Origin of the sequence: Pyxidicoccus xibeiensis, from assembly GCF_024198175.1 — a bacterium.
Classification (GTDB): Bacteria; Myxococcota; Myxococcia; order Myxococcales; family Myxococcaceae; genus Myxococcus; species Myxococcus xibeiensis.
The window spans coordinates 49,084-75,351 of sequence record NZ_JAJVKV010000027.1 but is presented as its reverse complement, the minus strand read 5'-3'; the positions used below and the strand labels follow the sequence as shown (position 1 = coordinate 75,351).

Sequence of the window (26,268 nt, the reverse complement as noted above, 5' to 3'; positions counted from 1 at the left end):
TCCGTTTCGGCCGGAGCACACGCACTCGCGGCCGTCTGCTCCCCGCCATGGCGAGTCATGCTCGCACTGCGGCGCTTATGCATCCATCGGACGCATCAGTATCGTTAATTTTTTCTCACGCCCTCAGGGCAGGCGCGGGTGGAGGAAGCGCGCCAGGGCGATGAGGTCGTCCCAGTCCAGCGGGCCGAACTCCAGGGCCACGCCGTCCACCTCGCGGCGGCGAATCTCGCAGGTGGTGACGAGGTCCCCGCCGGGCAGGGGCACGGAGATGGTGAGCTGCCGCGTGGTGTCCGACGGGTGGGCCAGGAGGAACAGGCCGGCCATGGACACGTCTCGCGCCCGGACCATCACCGTGCGGCCCGACAGCAGCACCTTCACGGGGATGTCGGCCTCGACGCGCGGGTGGTAGCGCTCGGCCGCCTTGGAACCGCTCGTGGGGGTCATCATCGGTCTCTCCTCTGCGTGCGACAGGGTGCGACAACTCTGAGGCACGCGGCCCGAGAGGCAAGTTTCCGTCCGCCGCGCCCCGTCTCGCCGGCCGGACGCTCTTCCCGAGCCGTGGAGCCTGGCGGGCGCGCGTGTCCGGGCCATCCGCCTGGGATTGCTCGGCTTTCGTCCTGGCACGCGGGCTGAAGAGCGCCTCCTGCAACTCACCGCAGGAGGCCGACCCGTGAACGCTGACAACCGCATTCCCTCGCTGACCATCACCCACACCATCGCGAGGCAGACGCCGAAGAACGAATTCGGCACGGTGCTGGCGCGCGCCGCGAACGAGGTGGTGCGCACGGGCGCCGGGTTCGTGGGCGGGATGATTCCGGCGGGCCCCATCGTGAGCGCGGCCATCTCCAGTACCCGCACCGTGGTGTCCACCGTGGCCCCCACCGGGGGTGTTGTCAGCAAGAGCATGCCCGGCGCGGGCGGGGCTGACCTCCCCGGCGGGCCGGGTGGGGCTGCGGGGAGCGGGGATGCGTGGGACCTGCTGGAGGCGCAGCGGGCGCTCAGCGCGGACGGCCAGAAGTTCAACGTGGCCTACCTGCAGCTCCAGAACGAGATGCAGCGGGAGAGCCGCGAGCACAACGCCGTCTCCAACATCATGAAGGTCCGCCACGACTCCGCGAAAGCGGCCATCAACAACATCCGCTGAGGAGCCGGGCGAGCCATGGCCATGGACAAGGTGGGCCCGGTGGGCGGGGCGGGTGTCTCGCCCGCGGTGGAGCCCGGACGGGAGCGGTTTGGCAAGGTGCTGGAAGAGGTGGCGGGGCCGGCCCGGGGCGGTGGTCCGCGGGTGGCCATGGAAGGGCCGGCGAGGCCCACGCCCACGGAGGCGCCCCCGAGGGTGGGCCGCGCGGAGTCCGTGGGTCGGGCTTCACCGGGCTGCGCGGAGGTGAAGCCCGGGGGCCGGGTGGACTCGGTGCAGTCGGCGCGGGAGCAGCAGGCGGCGCAGGTGCTGGACAGGGTCGGGCAGGCGCAGAAGCGGCTGGACCACATCCTCAGGATGGCGGAGTCCGGCCGCTCCTTCTCCCCGGCGGAGCTGCTCGCGTTGCAGGCCCACGTCTACCGGGCGAGCCAGGAGCTCGACCTTGCCGGCAAGGTCGTCGAGAAGGCGACCGGCGGCGTCAAGCAGGTCCTCCAGACGCAGGTTTGAGGAGTTCCATGATGCGCTTTCCTCCCCGACGCTGCCTCATCTTCCTCCTGCTCCTGTGCGCCACCGCGTGCCGGGAGCGCATCCAGCATGGCCTGGACGAGCGACAGGCCAACGAGCTCCAGGCGGTGCTCATCGAGCGTGGGCTCGATGCGCGCAAGGTGCCGGAGGCGGGCAAGAAGCCCACGTGGTCCATCGAAGTCTCGGACGAGCAGGCCTCGGATGCGGTGCGAATCCTGGCGGAGCTGGGGCTGCCGAGGCCCGCGGCGGAGGTGGGCTGCGACGTCTTCGGTGGGAGTGGGCTGGTGCGCACGCCAGTGGAGGAGGGCGTCTGCCGCGTGCGGGTGCTGGAGCGGGGGCTGGAGAAGACGCTGCAGACGGTGGAAGGCGTGCTGCTGGCGCGGGTCCACCTGGTGGTGCCCGTGGCACCAAGGCCCGGCCAGGCGCCTGCGCCCTCGAAGGCGTCGGCCATGCTGCGCGTGCAGCCGGGAAGCGCGGCACGGGTGCGCCAGTCCTCGGAGACGTTGAAGGCGCTCCTCGCGGGGGGCGTGGAGGGGCTGTCTCCAGACGCGGTGTCCCTGCTGGTGGACGAGGTGTCCACGCGGGTGGAGGTCCCCGTGGGGGCGGGGATGTCACCGCTGGCGAGGCTCCGGGCGCTGCTCGCGGTGCTGGGCGTAGTGGTGACGGGGCTCGCGGTGGCGCTGGTGCTGGTGACGCTCCGGATGCGCCACTACCGGGAGCGGACGTTGGCGGCGTCCACGCCGCCGGTCCCCGCGCGGCCAGTGCTGACACCGGGCGCCGCGCGCAAGGTGGCGTGAGCCGAGTGAAAGGACGTCACCATGGAAGCGACACGGGTGGGTCGGGCTTCTCGGCCGGCCAGGAGGACGAAGCCAATCGAAAGGTGTCCACCGGTGGAGGGGGAGGAGCTGATGCCGGCCCGGCCTCTTCCGCCCCTGGGACTTCCGCTGGAGCGCTTCGCGCTGGTGGCGTGGGTGCTGGGGCGGGAGCGGGCCGCGGAGCTGCTGGAGGGGCTTGGGGAGCGGGAGGCGGAGCGCGCGAAGGCGCACCTGCTCCGTCTCGCGGCGCTGCCTTCCGCGCAGCGGCAGGCCAAGGTGGCGGTGGAGTTCGGGGAGCGGACTGACGCCGCCGCGAGGCTGAAGGCCCTGATGGGGGAGGTGTCCGAGCCGTTGCGACGGGAGGTCTTCCGTCGCCTCCCGCCGTACCACCGGACCCTGTTCCCCGGCTGCCGCGTGGAGCCCGTCGACCCCGAGGCCCCATCCGCCCTGGGGGCACTGGCCGAGCGGCTCATCCGGGAGGCCACGCGCTGAGCCGCTGAGCGGCGCCGTCCGTCCCGGTCCTCGTACCCGGCATCCCGCGTGGGGATGCCGTCTCTCTTCAACCCCGCGACTTCACGGGCCCGGCATGTGGCTGGGGCCGTGCACGGGTGGGGTGTGTCCCAAGACAGCCAGGGAGCATTCGATGAACACCGAGGTTGAGCAGTCCCGCACGAAGAAGGTCCGAGCGTTGCGCGCGTTGGGCTCGCGCCAGTTGACGCGCGCACACGCCGTGCTCTCGGAGCGCCCGTGTGTGGCGGCGCTCGGCCGGGAGGCTTTGGGGGTGGTGGCGGAGGTGCTGGCTCGCGAGCTGGGCTGTGAGGTGAGGGCGGAGGCCCGGCTCCTGGAGGCCGCCGTCGCGCCGCAGACGGGACTGGCCTGGCCGGCGGTGTTCGCGCTGCTGGAGCTGTCAGCGGTGGGGGGCACCGCGGTGCTGGAGCTGGAGCCGGCGCTCGCCTTCGCGGCGCTGGAGCGCATCGCCGGAGCAGGACAGCGGCCGGGCGTAGTGACGGAGCTGGCACGGCTGGAGGAGGCGACGCTGGCGTACCTGCTGCTGCTGGTGCTCTCCGCGGTGCGCTCCCAGGTCGGGCTGTACTCGCGGTTGGGCCCCCGGCTCTCGGGGCTGAGCATGCGGAGGGCGGAGGTGCTGGCAAGACTGGATGGCCGGCAGCCCCTGGTCGCTGTCGAGCTGTCATTGACGGTGGGGGAGGCGAGCGCGGGAGCACGGCTGCTGCTGCCGGCACCGGTGCTCCAGACGGTGTTCCAGGACCTGCCGCTGGAGCGGGGCTCGGACCTCGCGCCAGAGGTGCTGGCGGCGGCGCTGGAGGCGCGGTGCCTCATCGGACAGACCCCGCTGTCGGCAAGGGCGCTGGAAGCGCTGGTGGTGGGGGACGTCGTCCTCTTCGAGGGAGTGCGCCGCGAAGGTGGGCGCCTCCACGGCCACGGGCGGCTGGTCACCCGGGGCTTCGCCCTGGCGGGGGACTTTCGCGCCGAGGGCTTTTCGCTGACCCGCGCGCAGGCGCACACGGTTTTCCAGGAGGCGGACATGGCGGTGGTGAACGAGAAGAGCGGGGGCATGCCCCCGCTGCCGGTGGAGGTGGAGATTGAGCTGACCCGGGTGATGCTGCCGCTGTCGGAGCTGGCGGCGCTGAAGCCCGGCGCGCTGCTGCCGCTGCACATCAACGCCAGCGAGCCGGTGTTGCTGCGCGTGGGGGACCGCGCGGTGGCCCGTGCCGAGCTCGTGGAAATCGAGGGCGAGGTCGGTGCCCGGGTCCTGGCCCTGCTGCCGTGAGTCCTCCGATGAAGACCCTCTTCTCTTCCCTCTCCCTCCACTCACGCCTGCTGCTGGTGGGGGCGCTCGTCCTCGGGCTGGCGGCGCTGGGACCGCTGGCAAGTCTGTCCATGACCTCTGTCGCCCGGGGTGTGCTGGTCGCGGCAGCGCTGGGGGGTCTGGGCTGGTGGCTTCGCAGGCGAGGAGCTGTCGGGCCCGCAGTCCCCACCGCGCAGCGGTTGCACGTCGTCTCGCGAGCGGGGCTTTCTCCCAGGTGTAGCCTGGCGCTGGTGGAGGTGGACGGGCGGGGCTTCCTGGTGGCCTTCGGTGACTCGTTCGCGGAGATCCACGAGACGCCGGAGCAGGAGGACGTCTTCGCGCGGGCCCTGGCCCAGGCGCGCCGTCCGATGCCGAAGCGGCGCATTCCGGGAAGGGGTCGGGGGGTGGACCAATGAGGCGCGCGCTCCTGGCGACGGCGCTGCTCGTGCCGGCCCTGGCCTCCGCGGCGGAGGCCTCGCTCTCGCGGATGTCCTATGCGGGCAGCCCGCTGTCGATGATGGGGATGCTCGCCCTCATGTCACTGCTGCCGTTCGCGGTGCTGATGCTGACGAGCTTCTCGAAGATCGCCGTGGTGCTGTCGCTGGCGCGCTCGGCCATGGGAACGCAGCAGGCGCCGCCCACGCTCGTGCTGACGGGGCTCGCGGCCGTGCTCACGGGGCACATCATGGCCCCCGTCATGGAGCGCATGTACGACGCGGGACAGGTGGCGTACCGCGAGGTGGAGGGCGGCTCCGGGGAGCAGATTCTCTCCGCGGCGGCGCGGGTCTCGGAGCCGCTGCGCGCCTTCCTGCTGAAGCACGGCAGTCCGGAAGAGCGGGCGCGCTTCGTGGACCTGGCGCGCGAGCTGCGGCCTCCCGAGGAGGCGGACGCGGTGCAGGAGACGGACCTCTTCGTCGTCATTCCGGCCTTCGTCATCACCGAGCTGAAGGAGGCCTTCCAGATTGGCTTCCTCGTCTTCCTCCCGTTCCTGGTGCTGGACATGGTCATCGCCAACGTGCTGCTCGCGCTGGGGATGCAGACGCTGTCTCCGAGCCAGGTGAGCCTGCCCTTCAAGATCCTCCTCTTCGTGGCCGTGGATGGCTGGGCGCTGCTGGCGCGCGGTCTCATCCTTGGCTACCGGTGACGCCATGACCCAGGACGTCCTGCTCACCCTGGGCCAGGAGGCACTGCTGCTGATGGTGCTTGCCTCGCTGCCGCCCATCGGCGCGAGCTTGCTGGTGGGCTTCCTGGCCAGCCTCTTCCAGGCCACCACCCAGCTCCAGGAGAGCACCCTGTCGGTGGTGCCCAAGCTGTGCGCGACGGTGCTGGCGCTCGTGTTCGCCGGTCCGTGGATTGCCGGGCAGCTCACGCGCTTCACACACCAGCTCCTGCTGCTCATCTCCGAGGTCGCGGCATGAACCTGGAGTCCCTGCGGGTCTGGCTCGAGGCACTGGGGCCGGACATCGTCGTGGTGGCACTGTGCGCCGCGCGGCTGTTGCCCATCGCCTTCCTGTGCCCGCTGCTGGGAGGACAGGCCACGCCCATGACCGTCAGGCTGGCGCTGGTGCTGGCCCTGGCGCTCTTCCTCCGCGTGGAAGCCGGAGTGGCGCTGGACGCGCCGGTGGAGTCCTCGCTGGAGCTGGCGGCGCTGGTGGTGCGTGAGCTCGTCTATGGGCTGTCGGTGGGGCTGGTGGCCGCGCTGCCCTTCGACGCAGCGCGGATGGGCGGGCGCTTCATCGACCTGTTCCGGGGCACGTCCGCGGAGGCGAGCCTGCCGGCGGCGGGGAGCCGGGAGTCGGCGACGGGTGACGGGCTCTACCACCTGCTGGTCTCGCTGGTGGTGTCGGGCGGGCTGTTTCCCCTGGTCCTCTCCGGGCTGATGCGCGGTTTCGCGGTGGTGGGGCCGGGGGCCTTCGTCCCCACGGAGGCGGCCACGCTGCATGTCGTCATGCTGGCGGGCGGCGCCCTGGCCACGGGGCTGGCGGTGGGGGCCCCGGTCGCTGCGGCGGTGCTGGCGGTGGACTGCTTCCTGGGGATGGCCTCGCGAGCGGCGCCGCAGCTGAACCTGCAGGAGGTGGGCGCACCGCTGCGGATTCTCGGGGGTGGCGCGCTGCTGTGGCTCGGCACGGGGGTGCTCTGTGAGCGGCTGCTCGCGGGCGTGCTGTCGACCGAAGGGGCGCTGGCGCTGCTGGGGGAGGTGGCCCGATGAGTGGCGAGAAGACGGAGCAACCCACGGCGAAGCGCCTGCGGGAGGCACAGCGCAAGGGACAGGTGCCGCGCAGCCGCCTGCTGACGTCCAGCGCGGTGACGCTCGGGGGGCTGCTGGGACTCGGCGCGTCGGCGTCTGACGGCTTCGCCCGGCTCCAGGCGTGGACCGCGCGGTTGTTCCTCGAGCAGCAGGCCGGAGCGGGGTGGCAGGAGGGCCTGTGGATTGCCGCGGGGCTCTGTGCGCCGGTGCTGGGCGGAGCCCTGCTGGGGGCGCTGGGCGCGTCCATCGCCACCGTCGGCTTCCAGCTGGACACGCGGCACGCCATGCCCCAGCTGGAGCGCGTCAGTCCCGCGGCGGGCCTGAAGCGGCTCTTCAGCCTCCGGCCGCTGACGGAGCTGGCCAAGGCATTGGCGGTGGTGGTGCTGGTGGCGGCGCTCGTCTGGAGTGACGTGGAGGAAGTCGGGCCGGACGCGCTTCGTGCCATCTGGCTCGGCGGGGTGGACGGGCCGGGCCTGCTGGTGGAGCACCTCTTCCGTCTCGCCACCCGGCTGGCCTGGGTGGTGCTGGTGCTGGGCCTCGGGGACTACGCGCTCGCGCGGCGGCGCCACCTCAAGGACTTGATGATGAGCCGTGAAGAGGTGCGGCGCGAGCACAAGGAGAGCGAGGGGGACCCGCGCCACAAGGGGCAGCGGCGGGCGTTGCACCGTCAGCTCGCGCATGGTGGGCCGGCACGTGGAGTGCAGAAGGCCACGGCCGTGGTCGTCAACCCCACGCACATCGCGGTCGCGCTCCGTTACGACGTCCAGGAGTGTGAAGCGCCCTACCTCGTGGCGAAGGCCCGCGAGGCAGAAGCGCTCTCGCTGCGGGAGGAGGCACGGCGGCTCGGGATTCCGGTGGTCCGGGACATCCCGCTGGCTCGCAGCCTCATCCACTACGACCTCGGGGAGGCCATTCCCGAGGAGCTGTACCAGGCGGCAGCGGTCGTCCTGCGCACGGCGATGGAGTCGCGGGGCCAGGACGGACATCCACGGAGACAGACGTCATGAATCCACTCTCGAAGGTGTTGCTGAAGGCCCGCCAGTCCGCGGATGTGGTGCTCGCGGTGGCGATGGCCGCTGTGCTGGGGGCTCTCATCATTCCGCTGCCTGCGTGGCTGCTCGACGCGGGCCTTGCCGTCAACCTGGCGGCGGCGGTGGCGCTGCTGGTGGCGGCGCTGCGGGCGAAGGACGCGCTGAAGGTGACGGCGTTTCCCACGCTGCTGCTGTTCACCACGCTGTTCCGGCTCTCCCTGAATGTGTCGTCCACGCGGCTGGCACTCGCGGAGGGGCATGCGGGCGAGGTCATCCAGGCCTTCGGCGAGTTCGTGGTTCGGGGGGACTACGTGGTCGGCGCGGTGGTGTTCGCCATCCTCACGCTGGTGCAGCTCCTGGTGGTGACCAAGGGTGCCGAGCGTGTCGCGGAGGTGTCCGCCCGCTTCACGCTGGACGCGATGCCGGGCAAGCAGATGTCCATCGACGCCGACCTGCGCGCGGGCGCCATCGACCAGGCCCAGGCACGGCGGCGGCGGCGCGACCTGGAGCGCGAGTCGCAGATGTTCGGCGCCATGGATGGCGCGATGAAGTTCGTGAAGGGGGACGTGGTCGCCGGCCTGGTCATCGTGGCGGTGAACCTGCTGGGGGGCACGCTCATCGGTGCGCTGCAGGGCGGCATGTCCCTGAAGGAGGCCGCGTCGACGTTCGCGCTCATCGCCATTGGCGACGGGCTGGTGTCGCAGATTCCCTCGCTCTGCATCGCCGTGGCGGCGGGCCTCGTCGTCACACGGGTATCCTCTGAGAAGGACGAGGACTCGCTGGGCTCGGAGATTGGCTCGCAGTTCTTCGGTGAGGCCCGGACGCTCTGGGTGGTGGCGGGGCTGTGTGTGGGGCTGGCCCTCATGCCGGGCATGCCGCACCTGACCTTCCTCGCGCTGGCCGCGGGGCTGGGCGGGCTCGGGTACGCGCTGCACCGGCAGGGGACTCCTGGATGCGATGCGAAGGAGGGGGCACGCACGGTGGGCGCCACTCCGGATGGCGCGGCGGCGGGAGCGGCGGGGGCTCCTCCGGAGAGTGCCGCGGCGCCCGTGGGCGTGTCCCCGCTCACCCTGGACCTGGCGCCGGAACTGACCGCACTGGCGGAAGCGGACGGCGGCGCCTTCGTCCACAAGACGTTGAACGCCGTACGGGACGAGCTGTTCTTCGAGTTGGGTGTGCGCGTCCCCGGCATCCGCGTAAGGACGCAGGCCGCGTACCTGTCACCGGGCGAGTACCGCATCCAGGTGGACGAGGTGCCCGCAGGCGGGGGGCAGGTTTTTCCGGGCGCGCTCTACGCGCTGGTGTCTCCAGACGAGCTCATCTTTCTCCAGGTGAAGGCGGAGCCCGCGGTGGAGCCCGGCACGGGCAGGACCATCAGCCGGGTGTCCGAGTCGGGGCGTGCCCTGCTGGAGACGGCGCAGGTCTCCGTGCGGCGTCCGGGAGAGCTGCTGGCGGACCACCTGCGAAGCGTGCTGCGGGCTCGCGCGGCGGACTTGCTGGGACTCCAGGACGTGCAGGGGCTGCTGGAGGGGCTGGAGGCGCAGGCGCCCGTCCTGGTGAAGGAGGCCTTGCAGAAGGTGCCGCTGCCGCTGCTGACGGACGTGCTCCGCAAGCTGCTCCAGGAGGGCGTCAGCATCCGGGACATGCGCGCCATCCTGGAGGCGCTCGTCTCTCCCACGACCGAAGGGGATGCCGTCGCCCTCGCCGAGCGCTGCCGTCAGGCGCTGCGCAGGTACCTCAGCCACAAGTTCGCCCCCACCGGGCCGCTGTATGCGTACCTCGTGGACCCGGAGGTGGAGGAGGTGCTGCGGGCCACGGGGCCGCGCGGGCCCGCGCCCGACCCGGAGCGGGTGGCGGAAATCCTGGAGGGGGTACGGCAGGTCGCCACGGGGGGACGGGCCGTGTTGCTCACTGCGCCGGACGTCCGGCGGCCGCTGCGCAGGCTGTGCGAGGGCGCCTTCCCGGACGTGGCGGTGCTCACCTACGGCGAGCTGGATGGGGCGCTGCAGATTCGCCCCATCGGCCGGCTGTCACCGGTGCCCATGGGGCGCTGAAGTCGGAGACTGCGCGGGCGCTTCAGAGGCCCGTGCCGGTGCTGCCGGGGCCCTTCGTCTCGGGGACGGGGGGCAGGTCCGTCTGGGCCTGCTGCGGAGGCGGACGGTTGACCCGGTCCCGCAGCTCCTTGCCCGTGCGGAAGAGCAGGCCCCGCTTGGGCTTCACCGGGATGACCTGACCCGTCTTCGGATTGCGGCCCTGGTAGCCCTGGTAGTTCTTCACGTGAAAGGCGCCCAGGCCGCGAATCTCGATGTTCTCCCCGCGGCAGAGGGCGTCCTTCATCGACTCGAAAATCGTCTCGATGGTGGCCTCAGCCTGCTTCTGCGTCACGCCCCGCTTGGCGACGAGGATGTTGATCAGATCGGACTTGAGCATCGGACGCTCCCGCAAACCCGGTGACCCCTTGGAAACAGGGCACTCTGGCCCGTGGTCGAATCCTGAAAACATAACAGAACGCCTCCCTCATGCAAGCAGGGTGGACTCCCAACCGCCCAGAACCTCTACGGATTTCCGCCACTCGCAACCCGGGGGGCCTCAGAGGGCGGCGCCTCGGCCAGTCCGGGGCGCAGTGGCACCACCAGGTCCAGCCAGCGGGTGCGACGCAGCAGGTCGATGCCCGCGCAGTCGGCCGCCTGGAAGAGGGGCTCCAACTGCTCGAAGCCGGGGGCCCGGGGGCCATCCCAGGACTCCGCGCCACCGCTGATCATCACCCCGTGCACGGCGAGGGTGGTGTCCGCCAGGGTGAGGGTGGCCGGGTCCCTCGCGGGACGCAGGCCTCCCCGGCGCAGGCGCTCCAACAGGTCCGCGTCGACCATGCGGTCGACGACTTCATGGACGAGCGACTCGGGGACCCGCAGCCGGGTCGCAAGCTCGCGGGGCGTGGGGGCCTGCGTGCCGTCGACCCAGGCCAGCGTGGTCTCCTGGGCAATGCGGGAGGCCACCAGCTCGTCCGCGCGCGGGTGCGTGCCGAAGGCGAAGAGCGAGTCCCGGAAGGCGGCGTGCTCCACGGCGTAGGACAGCCTCGCGCCGAACAGGAGCAGCAGCCAGCTCACGTACACCCAGGCGAGGAAGAGGGGCAGGGCGCCCAGGGATGCGTAGAGGGGGTTGTAGTGGAAGCTGCGGGCGGCGAACTCGGCGTAGACCTGCTTGGCCACCATCCACCCCAGGCCCGCGACGAGTCCTCCCGCCAGCGCGGAGCGCACGCGCATGTGGGAGTAGGGCGTCCAGAAGTACAGCAGGGTGAGGCTGGCCACGGCGAGGAGCGTGGTGCCGAACGTGATGAAGACGCCCGCGTGCTGGAAGTGGCTCTGCAGGAAGGTGCGGACCTGGCCGGTGCCCGTGAAGGAGGCCGCCAGGAAGAAGGGCCCCAGCAGGAGCAGCCCCGCGTAGATGAGGAGGCGGATGCCCCAGGGCCGCTGGCGGCGGATGCCCCACAGCTCGTTCACCGCGCCATCCAACTGCCGCAGCAGCGAGCCCGCGGACAGCATGACGGCGAGGAACCCCACGCTGCCGATGGCGACGGAGTTGCTGGGCCTCAGGAACCGGTCGAGGAACGCGGAGGACTTGCCTCGCACTCCCGGGTCCAGCAGCTCGCCCACGACGTCGCGCAGCTTCTCCTTGAACGCCTCCTGGTGGAAGGCCGTCAGCAGCACCAGGGCCACGGTAAGCAGCGGCACCATCGAGAACATGCTGACGTACGTGAGCGCGGCGGCCCGCAGCCGGAGGTTCTCCCCCCGAAAGCCCTGGGCCACCGTTCGCGCGGCCAGGAGGGTGTCCATCGCGAACAGCCCCACGGGGGTGTCCCGGACGGGCTCCCACAGTCGCAGGGCCCAGGCCTTCGTCCTGTCGCGAGTCGCCCTCAGCCACGGAAGCGGATTGGGCATCATGGCGTCCCCACAAGGGGCGGCCCGCAGGGGGGAAGGGAGGAAATCACGTGGGAGCGCTGGCCGGGCCCGGGAGCTGACAACGCCCCGCAGCATGGGACCCCAAGGCTAGCCAATCCGAGGCCCCCGGGGCCAGCCCACCCCAGGGGAGGGTGGACGGCCAGGGGATGCTGCCCGACATGGCCGGCTCGGAACTCCGTGCCAGGAAGCTTCACGGCGCGGAATGAGCCTGCCTGCTCGGCTCCCTGCCCCATGCCTCTTCGTGGCACCGGGGCCGGGAGCCGACCTCATTCATTGCTCAGGTCGTCCCGCCGCCCGAAGGCTCCGAGCCGCCGCCCGACGACGTGGGAGGCGTCGAGGCACCACCCGACTCACCCCCGCCAGCGCTGCCGCCGCCCGATGAGGACGGACCGCCACCGCGCTCGCCCCGCTCACCGCGGTCCCCACGCTCGCCGCCCCGGCGCTCGCCCCGCTCACCACCGCCGCGCTCACCACCCCGGTCACGCTCGCCGCGCTCGCCACCCGCGCGCTCGCCACCCCGGTCTCCGCGCTGCTCGCCGCCGCGCTCTCCGCGCTGCTCGCCACCCCGGTCGCCGCCGCGCTCGCCGCCACGCTGCTCGCCGCCACGCTGCTCGCCGCCACGCTGCTCGCCGCCACGCTGCTCGCCGCCACGGTCTCCCCGGGGCCGGTCGCCGCCACGGTCGGGACGCCGGCCATCTCGCCGGTCTCCGCGCTCACCGCCGCGCTCGCCACCACCGCCGCGCTCGCCACCCCGGTCGCCGCCACGCTCACCCCGGTCCCTGCCACCGCGCCGGCCCTGGTCCTGGCGCCCGTAGCCGCCGCCGTTGCTGTCCGGCTTGCGCTGCTGCATCGCCAGCTCGCCGTCACCGGAGCCCGGCGACGAGGCCACCTTGTGCTCGGGGCCCGTGGCCGAGCGGCCGTAGATGTCGTACTGCTCGCGGTGGTAGTTCTGCTGCGCCTTGACCTGGATGGACTTGTTGTACCGGTCCATCAGGTGCCGCAGCTCGTTGCGCTCCTCGCCCTGGAGCAGCCGCGCCACTTCCGCGTTGCAGTTGATGACCAGCGTGGAGTCCTTGTAGCCGGGCGCCTCGCGGCGAATCTCGCGGAAGATTTCGTACGCCACGGTGGTGGCCGTCTTCACGAAGCCGTTGCCGTCGCAGTACGGGCAGTCCTCGTGCAGCATCCGGCCAATGGACTCGCGCACGCGCTTGCGCGTCATCTCCACCAGGCCCAGCTCGGAGATGCGCAGCACGTTCGTCTTCGCCTTGTCGCGGCCCAGCGCCTCCTGCAGCGCCTTGAAGACCTTGTCCCGGTTCTGCGCCTTCTCCATGTCGATGAAGTCGCAGATGATGATGCCGCCGATGTTGCGCAGCCGGAGCTGGTAGACGATCTCCTTGGCTGCCTCGACGTTGATCTTCGTAATCGTCTCCTCGAGGCTCTTCTTGCCGACGTAGCGGCCCGAGTTGACGTCGATGGCGGTGAGCGCCTCGGCCTGGTCGATGATGAGGTAGCCGCCGCTCTTCAGCCACACCTTGCGCTGGGTGGCGCGCTGCAGCTCCTGCTCGATGCCGTACGCGTCGAAGACGGTGTCGTCGCCCTCGTGCAGCGCCACCCTGTCCCGCAGCGCCGGGTCCTGCGCGGTGACGAAGCCGAGGATGCGCTCGTACTCCTCGCGGTCATCGACGACGAGCTTCTCCACGTCGTGCGCGAAGAGGTCTCGCGTGGCGCGCAGGATGAGGTCCAGGTCCGGGTGCAGCAGGCCGGGGCCGCCGCGCTTCTCGTTGCGGCGCACTACCTGGTTCCACACCTCGATGAGGAACCGGATGTCGCTCTCGAGCTTCTCCTGCGGCACGTTCTCCGCCACCGTGCGGACGATGAAGCCCGTCCCGGGCGGGCGCATCTTGTCCACGATGTCGCGCAGCCGCCGGCGCTCCTTCTCGTTGGAGATGCGGCGGCTGATGCCCACATGGTCCACCGTCGGCATGAACACCAGGTGCCGGCCGGGGATGGAGATGTGCGAGGTGAGGCGCGCGCCCTTGGTGCCGATGGGGTCCTTGGAAATCTGGACGACGACTTCCTGGCCCACCTTCAGCAGGTCCTCAATCTTGTCCGTCCGGCGCTGCTTGGGCTTCTCCTTGTCCTCGTCGCGCTTGTCGCGGCGCTTCTCCTCCTGCGGGCGCCGGCCCTTCTCCTTGTCCTTGTCCTTCTCGCGCTCCTTCTCACGGCCCTCGCGGGCGCGGGGCTCACGCGCCTCGCGGGCCTCGCGCGGCGTGCGGCGCTCACCGGACACCTCGGCCGGACGCGCGGCCGGGGCCGGCGTGGCCCCGTCAGTCGCGGGAGAAGGGATGATTTCGCTCAGCGCGGTGGCGGCAGGCGGAGGCGGCTCGGGCGACTGCATCGCCACGGGGGTGCCTTCCTCCGTCGCGGGCGCGGAGACCGCCTCCGGGGCCACGCCCTCGGAAGCACCGGTGACGGGCTCACCGGCGGGGGCGGCCTCCACCACCAGGGCCGCGGGGGCCGCGGGCACCTCCATCACCGGAGCCTGCGCCTCGGAAGCGGCAACGGGCTCGGCGGCAACGGGCTCGGCGGCGGCGGGCGGCTCCACGGCCTCGGGGGCGGCCTCGACCGGAGCCGGGGTGGGCTCGGGAATCGGCACGGCCGGCGCGTTGGCGGCCAGCTCCATGACGGTGTCGCGGGGCAGGGACTCGGTGAGGTGCGCGGCGGCCTCGCCGGCCAGCTCCTCCGCTTCCGCTTCCACCGCCGCCGGGCCCCGGGTGTGGGCCATGGCCTCGGCCGCGTCGGCCTCGGACTCGGTGGGGACGTCCGGCGCATCCTCGTGCTCGCCCTCGGTGAGCTCGAACTGGGCGCGCGCGAAGTCCGGGTCGTAGACGACGTCGCTGACGTAGAGGAAGGCGGCCTTCTCCAGGCCGATGTCGACGAAGGCGGCCTGCATGCCCGGGAGCACCCGGACGACACGGCCCTTGTAGATGTTGCCTACGACGCCTTTGTCCTTCTTACGCTCGAGGTAGAACTCCGCGATGTGCCCGCCCTCGACGAGCGCCACGCGGGTCTCCCGACCCGCCGCGTTGATGACCAGGATGCTGCTCATGGATGAATCCTGCACGCGCGCGCGGTAGGGCGGACCTCACCGGACGGGAGGCGGCAAGACGCCGCGCCTCCGAGCACGCTGCGAAGGGAGAGGCGGTCGCCGGCGGACCTTCAGCGACGCGGACCGCCCCGGACCTTCCGGGTGAGGTTCGTGACGCGCTGTCGAGGACCGAGGGGACCACCGCCTGCTCCTCCGAGTTCATGTCGCCCCGCATTGCGACCGGCACCGTGCCGGGCGAGGCCTTGTCTTCACAACGCGTTCGAGGTCCTCCACCACGCGTGCTGCCCGCTCTTCTATCCGCACCCGGTCGGTGCCCATCGTGGGCCACCTTGGGGGGGCGACTGGAGCCTCGGCGCAGCCGGCGCCCGGAGGAGACCGGGAACGCAACCCGTCAAAAATCCCTACTGAACGCTGACCCCCGACAACGCGGAGCGTCACACAACCGTCCAGAAACACGGGGAGTTTTCCACGTCCCTGACGGCCGTGTAAAGGCGAGAAACGGCATCCATCCACTCTCTGGCAGATGCCGGGCGCCTGGGCGGCCGGGCGTCACGCCTGGGCGGGGGCCTGCTTGCGGCCCTCGGGCTTGTCCAGTCGCCCGCGCGGCCGGCGGACGAGCCTCAGTCCCGTCCAGGTGGCGTCGATGGTGCAGATTTTGTTGTCCACCAGGCCGATATCGAGCGCCGCATGGCGGACGAAGTCCTCGGAGAGGCTCGTCTTGATGCCCTCGCCGCCGGGCCAGCACACCCAGATGCCGCCGGTGAGGGCCATGGCACGTGCCAGGGCGGGCAGCCGCTGCACCAGCTCCTGGGCGTCCGAGGTGAAGAAGAGGATGACATCCAGGCCTGTCTGCGCGGTGATGAGGAACTCCACCCCATCCGGCAGCGGGTTGAGCTTCTGCACGAAGCCCCGCGGCGGATTGATGACGGAGACCTTGGACCCGGCCCGGATGCCCAGCATGGCCGGCAGGGAAGCCAGCGCGTAGGGCGTCATGACGTGCGCTCCACGATGAAGTGACTGAATTCGCCGGTGGCTTCGCCGTCCGTGCGCTCGACGCCAGCGACCCTAGCCTGGGTCGGCCCCCGGTTGCACCACCCGATGAACGCTTCGAGCGCGGCGGGCTCGCCCTCCGCCACGGCCTCCACGGAGCCGTCGGGTCGGTTGCGCACCCAGCCGGTGAGGCCCAGGCGCACGGCCTCGGTGCGGGCGCTCTCCCGGAAGAAGACGCCCTGCACCTTGCCCTGGATTCGCAGCGTCACCCGCCGCGTGCCACTCATGGACCCGAAGCCTCACCCTCTGGCGTTGGACTGCAACAGCTGCAGGAACGCCTGCTCGTCCAGGATTCTTACCCCGAGTTCCTGGGCCTTCTTCAGCTTGGTACCGGCATCGTCGCCCGCAACCACGAAATCGGTCTTGCGCGAGACACTTCCAGCCACCTTGCCGCCGCGCCGCTCGACCTCCTCCTTCGCCTGCTCCCGCGTCATGCCCGTCATGGCCCCGGTGAGCACCACCGTCTTGCCCACGAAGGGCCCGCCGCTGGCGACCTGGGGCGCGGCGGGGGAGACACCGGCGCGCAGCAGCGCCTCCACGGCCTCGCGGTTCTGCGGCTCCTGGAAGAAGGCGTGGATGACCTGCGCCATGACGGGGCCCACGTCCTTCACGCGGGTGATGTCGTCCAGGCTGGCGGTGAACAGCTGGCGCACGTCCGGGAAGGCCTCGGCCAGCGCCTTCGCCGTGGCGTCCCCCACGTGGCGGATGCCCAGCGAATAGAGGAAGCGGCGCTGGGTGGTCTGCTTGGAGCGCTCCACCGAAGCCAGGAGGTTGTCCGCGCTCTTGTCCCCCATGCGCTCCAGCGTCAGCAGCTTCTCCTTCGTCAGCGCATAGAGGTCGGCGAAGGTCTTCACCGAGCCCGTGGCCACGAGCTGGGCGGCCAGCTTGTCGCCCAGGCCCTCGATGTCCATGGCGATGCGGCTGGCGAAGTGGCGGATCTTCTCCACCAGCTGCGCGGGGCAGGACGCGCCCGTGCAGCGGATGATGGCGCCGTCCTCGTCCTTCACCGCCACCGCGCCGCACACCGGGCAGTGCTTGGGGAACTCGAAGGGGCTGGAGTCCTTGGGGCGCTTGGACAGCACCACGGAGACGATTTCCGGAATCACGTCTCCGGCGCGGCGCACGAAGACGGTGTCGCCCTTGCGCACGTCCTTGCGGCGCAGCTCGTCCTCGTTGTGCAGCGTGGCGCGCGCGACGGTGACGCCGCCCACCTTCACCGGCTTCAGGTGCGCCACCGGGGTGAGCGCGCCGGTGCGGCCCACCTGGATGCCGATGTCCTGCACCTCCGTGGACTCCTCCTCGGGCGGGAACTTGTAGGCCACGGCCCAGCGCGGACTCTTGGAGACCTGGCCCAGGCGGCGGCGCAGGTCCTCGTCGTCCACCTTCACCACCATGCCGTCCACCTCGAAGGGCAGCTCGTGCCGGCCCTTCAGGGATGCGTCATGCGACTCTCGCACGCCGTCGATTCCTTCCGAGCGCCGGTAGCGGTTGATGGGCAGGCCGAGCGTCTTGAGGTACTCCAGCTTCTCGATGTGCGACTTGAAGTCGGGCACGCCGTCGCCGGGGACGCACTCGTATAGATAGATGGAGAGCGGGCGCGCGGCCGTCTCCTTCGGGTCCAGCTGGCGGAGGCTGCCCGCGGCGGCGTTGCGCGGGTTGGCGAAGAGCGGCTCGCCCTCCTCCTCGCGCTTCTCGTTGAGCTTCTGGAAGTCCACCTTGCGGATGAAGACCTCGCCGCGCACCTCCAGCAGCGCGGGCACCTTCACTCCGCCCTGGGGGAGCAGCTCCATGGGCAGGCTGCGGATGGTGCGCAGGTTGGAGGTGACGTCCTCGCCCTTGGTGCCGTCGCCGCGCGTGGCGCCCTGGACGAAGGTGCCCTTCTCGTAGCGCAGGGAGATGGCCAGGCCGTCGAGCTTGGGCTCGCAGACGTAGGTGACGCTGGGCAGCGACACCAGCTTGCGGATGCGCTCGTCGAACTCCACCAGCCCTTCGTCGTCGAAGATGTTGGCCAGCGACAGCATGGGGACGCGGTGGACCACCTCCCCGAACTCCTCCACGGCCGCGCCGCCCACGCGCTGGGTGGGCGAGTCCGGCGTCTGGAGGCTGGGGTGCTGGTCCTCCAGCGCCTGCAGCTCGCGCATCAGCTTGTCGTACTGCGCGTCGCTGATCTCCGGGGAGTCGAGCACGTAGTAGCGGTAGTTGTGGTGCGCCAGCTCGGTGCGGAGCTCGCGGGCTCGGGCTTCGGCTTTCTTGAAGTCGTCCACGGTGCGCGGTCCTTACTCCAAATCACGCCAGGCTGGCGCGCTCCGCTGACGCCAGGCGCGGCGTCGCGGAAAGGGGCATGCGATGACGCGCAATCTAGAGCGTCTGACCGACATCCCGTGACGCCCTTTGCGGGATGCTCCAGAGCGGTCCTCCACCGACGACCTCTGGGGTAGGCCGCTTCACGGCGCGCGAAGCCGCTCCGCCACGGCCCGGCGCGGACCCGGGCCGTGGGGTGGGGCGGAAGGCCGGGGGCCACCGGGGCCGGTGGGGTGGGGAAGGGGAGGCGGGGGCGGGGTGTTGCCTTTCCGGAGCGCGGGGGCGCGCGGCAACCCGCCGGGTCCTGGATTCGGGGGCCGGACCCGGGCAATGCCAGAACCTCCGGGTGGAAATGTGCTGCCCCGGCTCTCCTGTTGAGCAACAGGAAGTGATCGGACCCCGGACAGCAAGGATGCCTTGACAGGTCCGGAGGGGGTCAATAACGTCCCCGCGCGGTTCATGGCGCAGGTGTGTCGACGGCGCCGTCTCTTCCCAACCACACTGGCTCACGCCCGAGCAGTCCCGTTCAGGGATTCCGGCGGAGCCGTCCTTCTGGAAGGTGCTTCCGAGGGCCGCGGACCCATCCCGGCAACCCCCACCGTCCGAGCCCTCGGCCGCTTCATTCCCCCCAAGCGTTACAGCCATGCGTAAAGTCCGTACTTCGAGAGAGAAGGCCGCTGCCCCCGACGTCGTCGCCGTGGAGGCGGACGAGAAGCCCCGCCGCAAGCGCGCGGCGAAGGCCGTCGAAAGGGTGGAGCCGGAGAAGCCCGCCCGGGCCCGCCGCACCCGCCGCGACGAGGACGTCGAGGTGGAGGCCGAGCCCGCGGAAGAGGCCGTCGCCGAGCCGCCGCCCCGCCCGGTGCTCACCCCCATCTCCCGGCCGGTGCGCGACGACGACCTGCAGGAGGCCCGCATCTCCGGTGGCGAGGACGAGCAGAACGCCGCCACCCTGCCGCCGCCTCCCGAGTCCCCCGAGGCCCCCGCCTTCACGGAGGTCACCCGGGACGGCGCGCCGATGCAGGTCATCAAGCTGAACGACCTGAAGCGGATGAAGATTACCGACCTGGCGAAGATGGCCCACGACGTGGGCATCGAGGGCTACCAGGGTCTGAAGAAGCAGGACCTCATCTTCGCGCTGCTGGGCGGCATCGCCGACAAGCGCTTCGAGGTCCACGCGGAGGGCGTGCTGGAGCTGTTGAGCGACGGCTTCGGCTTCCTGCGCAGCGCGGACAGCGACTACCAGCCCAGCCCGGACGACCTCTACGTGTCCCCGTCGCAGGTGCGCCGCTTCAACCTGCGGCCCGGCGACACGGTGACGGGCCCCATCCGCCAGCCCCGCGAGGGCGAGCGCTTCTTCGCGCTCCAGAAGGTGGACAAGGTCAACTTCGCGGACCCCATGTCGGACGCGGCGCGCGAGCGCATCCTGTTCGACAACCTCACGCCGCTGTATCCGACGCGCAAGCTCAAGCTGGAGCACGAGTCGTCGGAGATGACCACGCGCATCATCGACATGTTCTGCCCCATCGGCCTGGGCCAGCGCTGCCTCATCGTCGCGCCGCCCAAGGCCGGCAAGACGGTGCTGCTGCAGAACATCGCGCACGCCATCAGCCGCAACCACCCGGACGTCTACCTCATCGTGCTGCTCGTGGACGAGCGCCCGGAGGAAGTCACGGACATGGAGCGCAGCGTGCGCGGCGAGGTGGTGTCGACGACGTTCGACGAGCCCGCCACGCGCCACGTGCAGGTGGCGGAGATGGTCATCGACAAGGCCAAGCGCCTCGTCGAGCAGAAGTACGACGTCTGCATCCTCCTGGACTCGATTACCCGTCTGGCGCGCGCCTACAACACCGTGGTGCCGGCGTCCGGCAAGATTCTCTCCGGCGGCGTGGACGCCAACGCGCTCCACAAGCCGAAGCGCTTCTTCGGCGCCGCGCGCAACATCGAGGAGGGCGGCTCGCTGACCATCATCGGCACCGCGCTCATCGACACCGGCAGCCGCATGGACGAGGTCATCTTCGAGGAGTTCAAGGGCACCGGTAACTCGGAAATCGTCCTGGACCGGAAGCTGATGGAGAAGCGCATCTTCCCGACGCTGGACATCAACAAGTCCGGCACGCGCAAGGAGGAGCTGCTGCTCACCCAGGGTGACCTGGTGCGCATCACCGCCCTGCGCCAGGTGCTCCATCCGTTCACTCCCATCGACGCGATGGAATTTGTGCTCAAGCACATGCGTCCGACGCCGTCGAACGCCGACTTCCTCGGCTCGATGAACCGGTAAGCCACCGGAAAAAGGAGCGCCCATGCGCCGACCCGTGCTCGCCCGCCTGCTCACCCTTGTCGTGGGGATGACACTCGGAGCCCTCGCGGGATGTGACTTGGGCGTCGAGGACCTGCCGGGGGGAGAGCCTCCCCCCGTGCTGTCCAACAAGACCTGCTACGACGAAGACGACTGCGTGGCCGACGCCTGCTGCGGCCTGGGCACCGCTGTCACGCACGTGACAGAAGGCCCGAGCTGCGGCGGCGTCACCTGCACGGGAAGCTGCCAGCCCGGCTCCATCGACTGCGGCCGCTGCATCCCCACCTGCCGCAACTCGCGCTGCTCCGCCGCCTGTCAGTGACTCAGGCCGCGGGCGGCTGCAGCCGCTCGGCCTCCACCGCCGGGGCGGCCGCCACGGGCCCGGGCTGCGCCTTGAGGCGTGCATAGTCGAAGCACGCCACGAGGATGGAGGCCACGGGCACCGCGAAGAGGGCCCCCACCAGCCCGTAGAGCCGTTCCCCGGCGATGAGGGAGAAGGCGACGATGACGGGGTGGAGGTGCGCCGCCTGCCCCATGATCTTGGGGTTGAGGAAGTACGCCTCCAGCGCGTGGATGCCGACAATCCACGCGAGGATGGCCAGCCCCTTCTGGAAGCCGTCCGCCAGCGCGATGAGGACGATGGGCACCGAGCTGAGGATGGTGCCGAAGATGGGGATGAGGCTGAAGAAGGTGGCGATGGTCGCCAGCAGGAAGGCGAACTTCACGCCGAACAGCAGCAGCCCGATGAAGGTCAGCAGGCCGTTGACGATGCAGATGGTGACCTGGCCGCGCACCACGCCGGCCAGCGAGCGGTCCACGCGCTCCATCAGCTGGCGCGCGTCCTGGAGGTACTCGGGCGGAACCAGCGTGCCGAAGTAGCGGCGGATGGCCTGCGCGTCGATGGAGAAGAACGCGGCCACCATCATCACGAAGAACATCATGAAGACGCCGGCGGCCACCCCGGCGACGATGGTGCGCGACACGTTGACGATGTCGCCCAGGTTCTCCTGCACCAGCGACGAGGCCCGCTTCGCCGCGTCCCCCAGCAGCTGCTCCAAATCCAACGCCAGGCTGAACTGGCCCGTGCCCGCCGCGGCGTCGGCGCCCTCCAGCGCGCGGTTGGAGAGGGCCACGGGGATGCCCCGGGTGCTGAGCCACGTCTCGGCGCGCTGCGCGAGCTCCTGCACGTGCTCCGGGGTGAGCTTGTTGGCCAGGGCCACCGTGTCGCGGCTGACGCGCGCCATCTCCCGGTAGAGCTGCGGCACCAGCGCGACGAAGAACAGGTACACGCCCACGAAGAAGCCGGCGTAGATGAGGAGGATGGCCGCCCCGCGTGGAATGGCACGGCCGGCCACCCTCAGGCGGGTGATGCGCGCCACCAGCGGCTGCACCAGGTACGCGAGGAGCGCCGCGCCCGCGAAGGGCATCACCACCGAGCGGAAGGCGAACAGCGCCGCCGCCACCAGCAGCCACAGGGCCCCCAGCAGGAGCAGGCGCTTGCGTCGTTCAGAGGATGCGGTGTCCAGGGGATGCGACGACATGGCATCCGGCTTAGAGCAGTGCCACCCCTCTGACAAGCACCAGCACCGCGGGTCCGGGCCGCCGTGCAGGCAGGTGAGCAGCTCAGGGGTGATGTCCGTGCAAGATTGCAGGCAGGGCCGGCGTCAGGCCTGGGGCCCCTGGGCGAGCCGGAGCTTCGCCTCCAGTCCGTCCAGGCACTGGAGCATGTGCCTGCGCTTGACGCGGCCCCCGGTGGCCTCGCCCAGGCCCGTCATCTGCTCGGTGAGCCAGCGGCTGAGGAACAGCAGCGCCAGCCGGTCGTCCGGGCCCAGGCCGCGCTCCAGGTAGCGCTTGTTGCGCATGTACTCGTCGTACGCCTCGGCCTCGTGCTCCAGCTCCCACCGCGTCAGCCGCAGCGCCTCCGTGTACACGGCGGGAGCGGGGCGGGGGCGGGCCTCGGTGAAGAGGGGCGCGAAGCTGCCGCCGGTCTCCATGTCCACCTCCTGCACCGGCGGGGGCCACTGCTGGAGGTCCTTCGCCAGCAGCTTCGCCACCTCCTCCAGCAGGTGGTCCAGCAGGGTGACGGGCTTGAGGTCGAAGAGGTGGTCCCAGCGCGAGGGCATGTCTTCCTCTCTACCTCAGGACGCCGGCATCGGCAGCGCGCGCAGCATGGGCGGGGGCGCGGGGGCGCCATAGCCCACGGCCAGCTCGCGGCGGATGACGTCGTAGACCGACCGCCGGGTGAGCAGCTCCCCGTGCCCGACGCCCGTCAGCTCGACGTTGGAGACGTTGGGCTGCTCGTCCACGTCCAGCCGGGAGGAGCGCCAGGGGGTGATTCCATCATCCCGCGAGTAGAGGGACACCAGGCGCACGTTTCGCGGGAAGGCGCCCACCCGGAGCTGCTTGATGAAGGGCGACACGGGCGTGAGTTGCCACATGCTGCGGCTGAACCAGCCCAGTGTCGCGCAGCCCAGGTAGGCCATCCGCGAGCCCTGGTGCGGGGTGCCCAGGGTGATGACGCTGCGCACCCGCTGGTCTCCGCCCAGGCGCTTCACGTAATAGGCGCCGATGAGGCCGCCCTTGGAGTGGCCGATGATGGTGAGCGGCCCCATGCCCGGGAAGCGCGCGTACATCCGCTCCACCTTCTCGCGCACCTTCTCGGCCAGCACGTCGATGCCGTAGGTGTTGAAGCGGTCCATCGCCCCACCCAGGTGGATGGACCAGACACAGTAGCCGTCGCGCCGCAGCCGGTGCTCCAGCACCTCGAAGACGCGCCGGGTGCTGAAGAAGCCGTACAGCAGCAGCACCGGCTTCTGGCAGTTGCTGAAGTCCGTCTTGCGGACGATGCGGTTGGCGTTCGGGCCCAGGTGGACGTAGGCCGCCAGGCTCCGGAACTGGCGCTTCCACCGGCGGTACCCCAGGACGAGCGGATTCATTGGCGTCCCCCCTCGGCGCCCCCACGCGCCGCAGACACGGCCAGGATAGGGAACGCGCCGCTCGTCCGCTGGCCTGCCCCTCACGTCGGGCAGGCCCAACGCGGGGTGCTCAACGTCCGGCGTCGCCCCCCGGGGCACCAGCGTCGGGAATCCCACCGTCACCTGTCCCGGCGTCCGGGGCGCCTCCGTCCAGAAGCCCCGCATCCGGAAGTCCCGCGTCCGTGCCGCCATCTCCCGGCGTGCCCTGGCAGCACGCCGGCGCACGGTCGAAGTACAGGCCCGCCTGCGAGCAGGGGACGCGGATGTCGCGCCGGTAGGCGCTGCAGCCGACGACGAAGCGCCCGTCCTCGCAGGTGGGCGCGGGCGCCTCCGCCGGATTGCAGGCCGCCAGCGCCCGGGCACACACCGCGCGCGAGCGGTAGAAGCGCGAGTCGTCCCGGTCTCCAGGGACGACGGTGCACGTGGTGGCCTCTCCGCAGTCCTGCACGGTGGGCCCGGTGGAGCAGGGGCCCACGGCGCACGTGGGCTCGCAGTTGATGGCCTCCGTGTCGTCACAGCGCGGGGCCGAGGCGCAGAGGTCGTCCGAGCAGGCGGAGGTGAGGAGGACGAGGAGGAGGGACGACAGAGCGAGACGCGGCAAGTGGAGCCTCGGGACGACGGGTCAGGTGAAGCGCTCGAGGAAGTTCACCAGGATTCGCCTCCCGGAGGGAGTGGGCAGGATTCCCGCGAGCAGCCGGGGCACCCGCTCTCCCGGGGCGGCGCCGCGCGCGACGGCGTCCCGCTCCAGGCCCTCCTGGCGGGCCAGGATGATGGCGCGCATGGCGTCCGTGGGCGCCTCCGGGTGGAACTGCACGCCGCGCACGTTCTTCCGGAAGGCCAGCGCCTGCGTGGCCGTGTTGGCGTTGCCCGCCAGCACCCGCGTCCCCTCGGGGAGCTGGGAGACGATGTCCTCGTGGGTGGCCTGCACGGCGAAGCGCTCGGGCAGCCCGTCGAAGAGGGCGTCCTTGCGGCCCTCCTCCGTGAGCGCCACCTCCACGGTGCCCGTCTCCCGGCCCTGCGGGTTGCGCCCCACCCGGCCGCCGTACGCATGCGCCAGCAGCTGCTGGCCGAAGCACACCCCCAGCACGGGCGTGCCGCGCTCGCCCGCCTCCACCATGAACTCCCCGGCGCGCGCCATCCACGGCTCCAGCTGTGTCACCGACAGCGGCGAGCCCGTCATCATCACCGCGTCGTAGCCCTTCAAGCTTGTGGGCAGTGGTGCGTTGCGGTGCACGGGGAGGATGTCGAAGCGGTAATCCGACAGTCCGATGGTTTGCAGAAACCACCGCTCGTAGTCGCCCACCGAGAGGCGCACGGGCAGGGCCGCGTCGCCTGCTTTCAGCAAGAGGACGTTCTTCACCGCCGCAGGTTGCCGCATCCTTGCCTCGTTCCTAACGTCTCGTGCCACGCGTGTCCGCTCCTGAACCACCCGGCGGCGGAACCCCCGAGGCACCTCGATGACCGACGCTCGCTCGCTCACTCCTCGGCTCCACGCGCTCAAGCTGCTCATCGACGGCCCGCCCGCCACCCTTGGCGGCCAGTAAGGAAGAAACCCATGCCGACGCGTTCCAAGGCGAAGGTCCTCACGCATCCAGCCATGGCCCGAAGAGCCCGCACCAAGGAGCGAGAGCCCGCGCGCGGCACGCCTCGCGACTCCACGGACACCGACACGCTGCGCCGGTGGCTGGACGAGAAGGGCATCAAGAAGGTGAAGGTGGGCGCGGTGGACGTCGATGGCGTCTGGCGCGGCAAGTACATCTCCCTGGAGAAGTTCCTCAGCGCCGCCAAGGGCGGCCTGGGCTTCTGCGACGTCGTCTTCGGGTGGGATTTGCACGACGAGCTGCTCGACAACACCCAGGTGACGGGCTGGCACACGGGCTACCCGGACGCGCACGCGAAGGTGGACACCACCACCGGGCGCATCATTCCGTGGGAGCCGGACACCGCGGCCTTCCTGCTGGACTTCGTCAACGCGGACGGCTCGCCGCTGGAGGCGAGCCCGCGGCAGCTGCTCCAGAAGATTGCGGCCCGTGCGCGCGGGCTGGGCTACCTGCCCCGCTTCGGCGCGGAGTACGAGTTCTTCATCTTCAAGGAGCAGCCCCACACCCTGAAGGAGAAGGGCTTCCAGGGGCTGACGCCGCTGACGCCGGGCATGTTCGGCTACTCGTGGCTGCGCACCTCGCAGAACGCGCCGCTGGTGCACGCGCTCATCGACGGGTGCAACGCCTTCGGGCTGAACATCGAGGGCTTCCACACGGAGACGGGGCCCGGCGTGTTCGAGGCCGCCATCCGCTACGACGACATCGAGAAGTCCGCCGACAAGGCGGTGCTCTTCAAGACGGTGGTGAAGGAGATCTGCTCCCGCCATGGCCTGAGCGCGTGCTTCATGGCCAAGGTGAACGCGAAGCTGCCGGGGTGCTCGGGGCACGTGCACCAGTCGCTGTGGGACCTCAAGGGCGACCGCAACCTCTTCCACGACGAGGGCGCGCCCCACGGCATGAGCCGGATGATGCGTCACTACATCGGCGGGCAGCTCGAGCTGATGCCGGAGCTGACGGCGCTCTACTGGCCCACCATCAACAGCTACAAGCGCAGCGTGGAGAACACCTGGGCGCCCACCACCGCGACGTGGGGCCTGGAGAACCGCACCACCGCCATCCGCGTCATCGGCGAGAACGCCAAGGCGATGCGGATTGAGTACCGGCAGCTCGGCGCGGACATGAACGCGTACATCGGCATGGCGGTCAGCCTGGCCGCGGGCCTGTGGGGCATCGAAAACGAGGTGGAGCCGCCCGCCGCCTGCAACAGCAACGCGTACGCGGTCGCCGACTCCCGGCCGCTGCCTCGCAACCTGAAGGAAGCGGTGGCGCTGCTCAAGAACAGCGAGCGCGCGCGGGAGCTGCTGGGGGAAGGATTCGTGGACCACTTCGTGCGCACGCGCGAGTGGGAGGTGCGCCAGTACGAGCGCGCCGTCACCAATTGGGAGCTGGAGCGCTACCTGGAGCTCATCTGAT

26 protein-coding genes are annotated in these 26,268 nt (G+C 70.8%); 14 read left to right on the top strand and 12 right to left on the bottom strand.

Annotation, left to right across the window (positions count from 1 at the left end):
* Window positions 1-123: 123 nt before the first annotated feature.
* Window positions 124-447, bottom strand: coding sequence for a PilZ domain-containing protein (locus LXT23_RS47985; protein ID WP_253987269.1), 324 nt, complete (start codon window positions 445-447; stop codon window positions 124-126).
* 223 nt (window positions 448-670) lie between these two features.
* On the opposite strand from LXT23_RS47985, the gene LXT23_RS47980 reads away from it, so the two are divergent.
* The 11 genes from LXT23_RS47980 to LXT23_RS47930 all read left to right on the top strand — a co-directional run bounded on the left by LXT23_RS47980 (window position 671) and on the right by LXT23_RS47930 (window position 9,618).
* Window positions 671-1,144, top strand: a complete 474-nt coding sequence (locus LXT23_RS47980; RefSeq protein WP_253987268.1) for a hypothetical protein — start codon at window positions 671-673, stop codon at window positions 1,142-1,144.
* Between the two features lie 15 nt (window positions 1,145-1,159).
* Window positions 1,160-1,645, top strand: a complete 486-nt coding sequence (locus LXT23_RS47975; protein WP_253987267.1) for a globin family protein — start codon at window positions 1,160-1,162, stop codon at window positions 1,643-1,645.
* An 11-nt stretch (window positions 1,646-1,656) separates the two neighbouring features.
* Window positions 1,657-2,460: a flagellar M-ring protein FliF gene (locus LXT23_RS47970; RefSeq protein ID WP_253987273.1), complete on the top strand. Its 804-nt coding sequence runs from the start codon at window positions 1,657-1,659 to the stop codon at window positions 2,458-2,460.
* 111 nt (window positions 2,461-2,571) lie between these two features.
* Window positions 2,572-2,970 (top strand): hypothetical protein, encoded by a 399-nt coding sequence (locus LXT23_RS47965; RefSeq protein WP_253987266.1) that lies wholly within the window; start codon window positions 2,572-2,574, stop codon window positions 2,968-2,970.
* A 151-nt stretch (window positions 2,971-3,121) separates the two neighbouring features.
* Window positions 3,122-4,267 carry a type III secretion system cytoplasmic ring protein SctQ gene (gene sctQ / locus LXT23_RS47960; protein WP_253987265.1) on the top strand — a complete coding sequence of 382 codons (1,146 nt, stop codon included), beginning with the start codon at window positions 3,122-3,124 and terminating at the stop codon, window positions 4,265-4,267.
* 8 nt (window positions 4,268-4,275) lie between these two features.
* On the top strand, window positions 4,276-4,701 hold the full coding sequence (locus LXT23_RS47955; RefSeq protein ID WP_253987264.1) for a flagellar biosynthetic protein FliO: 426 nt from the start codon (window positions 4,276-4,278) through the stop codon (window positions 4,699-4,701).
* Window positions 4,698-5,429, top strand: a complete 732-nt coding sequence (sctR, locus tag LXT23_RS47950) for a type III secretion system export apparatus subunit SctR (protein WP_253987263.1) — start codon at window positions 4,698-4,700, stop codon at window positions 5,427-5,429. Before LXT23_RS47955 ends, sctR begins: the two co-directional genes overlap by 4 nt.
* A 4-nt stretch (window positions 5,430-5,433) precedes the next feature.
* A complete protein-coding gene (locus tag LXT23_RS47945; RefSeq protein ID WP_253987262.1) occupies window positions 5,434-5,703 on the top strand; it encodes a flagellar biosynthetic protein FliQ in 270 nt (89 codons plus the stop codon).
* A complete protein-coding gene (locus tag LXT23_RS47940) occupies window positions 5,700-6,494 on the top strand; it encodes an EscT/YscT/HrcT family type III secretion system export apparatus protein (RefSeq protein ID WP_253987261.1) in 795 nt (264 codons plus the stop codon). Before LXT23_RS47945 ends, LXT23_RS47940 begins: the two co-directional genes overlap by 4 nt.
* Complete coding sequence (locus LXT23_RS47935) at window positions 6,491-7,540, top strand: EscU/YscU/HrcU family type III secretion system export apparatus switch protein (protein WP_253987260.1); 1,050 nt, start codon at window positions 6,491-6,493, stop codon at window positions 7,538-7,540. Before LXT23_RS47940 ends, LXT23_RS47935 begins: the two co-directional genes overlap by 4 nt.
* Window positions 7,537-9,618 carry a flagellar biosynthesis protein FlhA gene (locus tag LXT23_RS47930; protein ID WP_253987259.1) on the top strand — a complete coding sequence of 694 codons (2,082 nt, stop codon included), beginning with the start codon at window positions 7,537-7,539 and terminating at the stop codon, window positions 9,616-9,618. The genes LXT23_RS47935 and LXT23_RS47930 overlap by 4 nt, the downstream gene beginning before the upstream one ends.
* Window positions 9,619-9,640: 22 nt before the next feature.
* On the opposite strand, the gene LXT23_RS47925 is transcribed toward LXT23_RS47930, so the two are convergent.
* The 6 genes from LXT23_RS47925 to ligA form a co-directional block, all read right to left on the bottom strand.
* Window positions 9,641-9,994, bottom strand: a complete 354-nt coding sequence (locus LXT23_RS47925) for an HU family DNA-binding protein (RefSeq protein ID WP_253987258.1) — start codon at window positions 9,992-9,994, stop codon at window positions 9,641-9,643.
* Between the two features lie 125 nt (window positions 9,995-10,119).
* Entirely contained in the window at window positions 10,120-11,505 is a 1,386-nt protein-coding gene (locus LXT23_RS47920; RefSeq protein WP_253987257.1) for a YhjD/YihY/BrkB family envelope integrity protein, read from the bottom strand.
* 295 nt (window positions 11,506-11,800) lie between these two features.
* Entirely contained in the window at window positions 11,801-14,632 is a 2,832-nt protein-coding gene (locus LXT23_RS47915) for an Rne/Rng family ribonuclease (protein ID WP_253987256.1), read from the bottom strand.
* Window positions 14,633-15,181: 549 nt separating this feature from the next.
* Window positions 15,182-15,625, bottom strand: coding sequence for a DUF3052 family protein (locus tag LXT23_RS47910; protein WP_253987255.1), 444 nt, complete (start codon window positions 15,623-15,625; stop codon window positions 15,182-15,184).
* On the bottom strand, window positions 15,622-15,909 hold the full coding sequence (locus LXT23_RS47905; protein WP_253987254.1) for an acylphosphatase: 288 nt from the start codon (window positions 15,907-15,909) through the stop codon (window positions 15,622-15,624). The genes LXT23_RS47910 and LXT23_RS47905 overlap by 4 nt, the downstream gene beginning before the upstream one ends.
* Window positions 15,910-15,921: 12 nt before the next feature.
* Window positions 15,922-17,946: an NAD-dependent DNA ligase LigA gene (gene ligA / locus LXT23_RS47900; RefSeq protein ID WP_253987253.1), complete on the bottom strand. Its 2,025-nt coding sequence runs from the start codon at window positions 17,944-17,946 to the stop codon at window positions 15,922-15,924.
* Between the two features lie 680 nt (window positions 17,947-18,626).
* Between ligA and rho the strand changes: the two genes are divergently transcribed.
* Window positions 18,627-20,261 (top strand): transcription termination factor Rho, encoded by a 1,635-nt coding sequence (gene rho, locus LXT23_RS47895; protein WP_253987252.1) that lies wholly within the window; start codon window positions 18,627-18,629, stop codon window positions 20,259-20,261.
* A gap of 22 nt (window positions 20,262-20,283) precedes the next feature.
* Window positions 20,284-20,601, top strand: coding sequence for a hypothetical protein (locus LXT23_RS47890; RefSeq protein WP_253987251.1), 318 nt, complete (start codon window positions 20,284-20,286; stop codon window positions 20,599-20,601).
* Window position 20,602: 1 nt separating this feature from the next.
* Here LXT23_RS47890 and LXT23_RS47885 read toward each other — a convergent pair whose 3' ends face one another.
* The 5 genes from LXT23_RS47885 to LXT23_RS47865 form a co-directional block, all read right to left on the bottom strand.
* Window positions 20,603-21,820 (bottom strand): AI-2E family transporter, encoded by a 1,218-nt coding sequence (locus LXT23_RS47885; RefSeq protein ID WP_253987250.1) that lies wholly within the window; start codon window positions 21,818-21,820, stop codon window positions 20,603-20,605.
* Window positions 21,821-21,943: 123 nt separating this feature from the next.
* Window positions 21,944-22,402, bottom strand: coding sequence for a hypothetical protein (locus LXT23_RS47880; protein ID WP_253987249.1), 459 nt, complete (start codon window positions 22,400-22,402; stop codon window positions 21,944-21,946).
* A 15-nt stretch (window positions 22,403-22,417) separates the two neighbouring features.
* Window positions 22,418-23,215: an alpha/beta fold hydrolase gene (locus tag LXT23_RS47875; protein WP_253987248.1), complete on the bottom strand. Its 798-nt coding sequence runs from the start codon at window positions 23,213-23,215 to the stop codon at window positions 22,418-22,420.
* Between the two features lie 109 nt (window positions 23,216-23,324).
* Window positions 23,325-23,855, bottom strand: a complete 531-nt coding sequence (locus LXT23_RS47870) for a hypothetical protein (RefSeq protein WP_253987247.1) — start codon at window positions 23,853-23,855, stop codon at window positions 23,325-23,327.
* 21 nt (window positions 23,856-23,876) lie between these two features.
* Window positions 23,877-24,632, bottom strand: a complete 756-nt coding sequence (locus tag LXT23_RS47865) for a glutamine amidotransferase-related protein (protein WP_253987246.1) — start codon at window positions 24,630-24,632, stop codon at window positions 23,877-23,879.
* Window positions 24,633-24,809: 177 nt separating this feature from the next.
* On the opposite strand from LXT23_RS47865, the gene LXT23_RS47860 reads away from it, so the two are divergent.
* Window positions 24,810-26,267 carry a glutamine synthetase family protein gene (locus LXT23_RS47860; protein WP_253987245.1) on the top strand — a complete coding sequence of 486 codons (1,458 nt, stop codon included), beginning with the start codon at window positions 24,810-24,812 and terminating at the stop codon, window positions 26,265-26,267.
* Window position 26,268 lies beyond the last annotated feature (1 nt).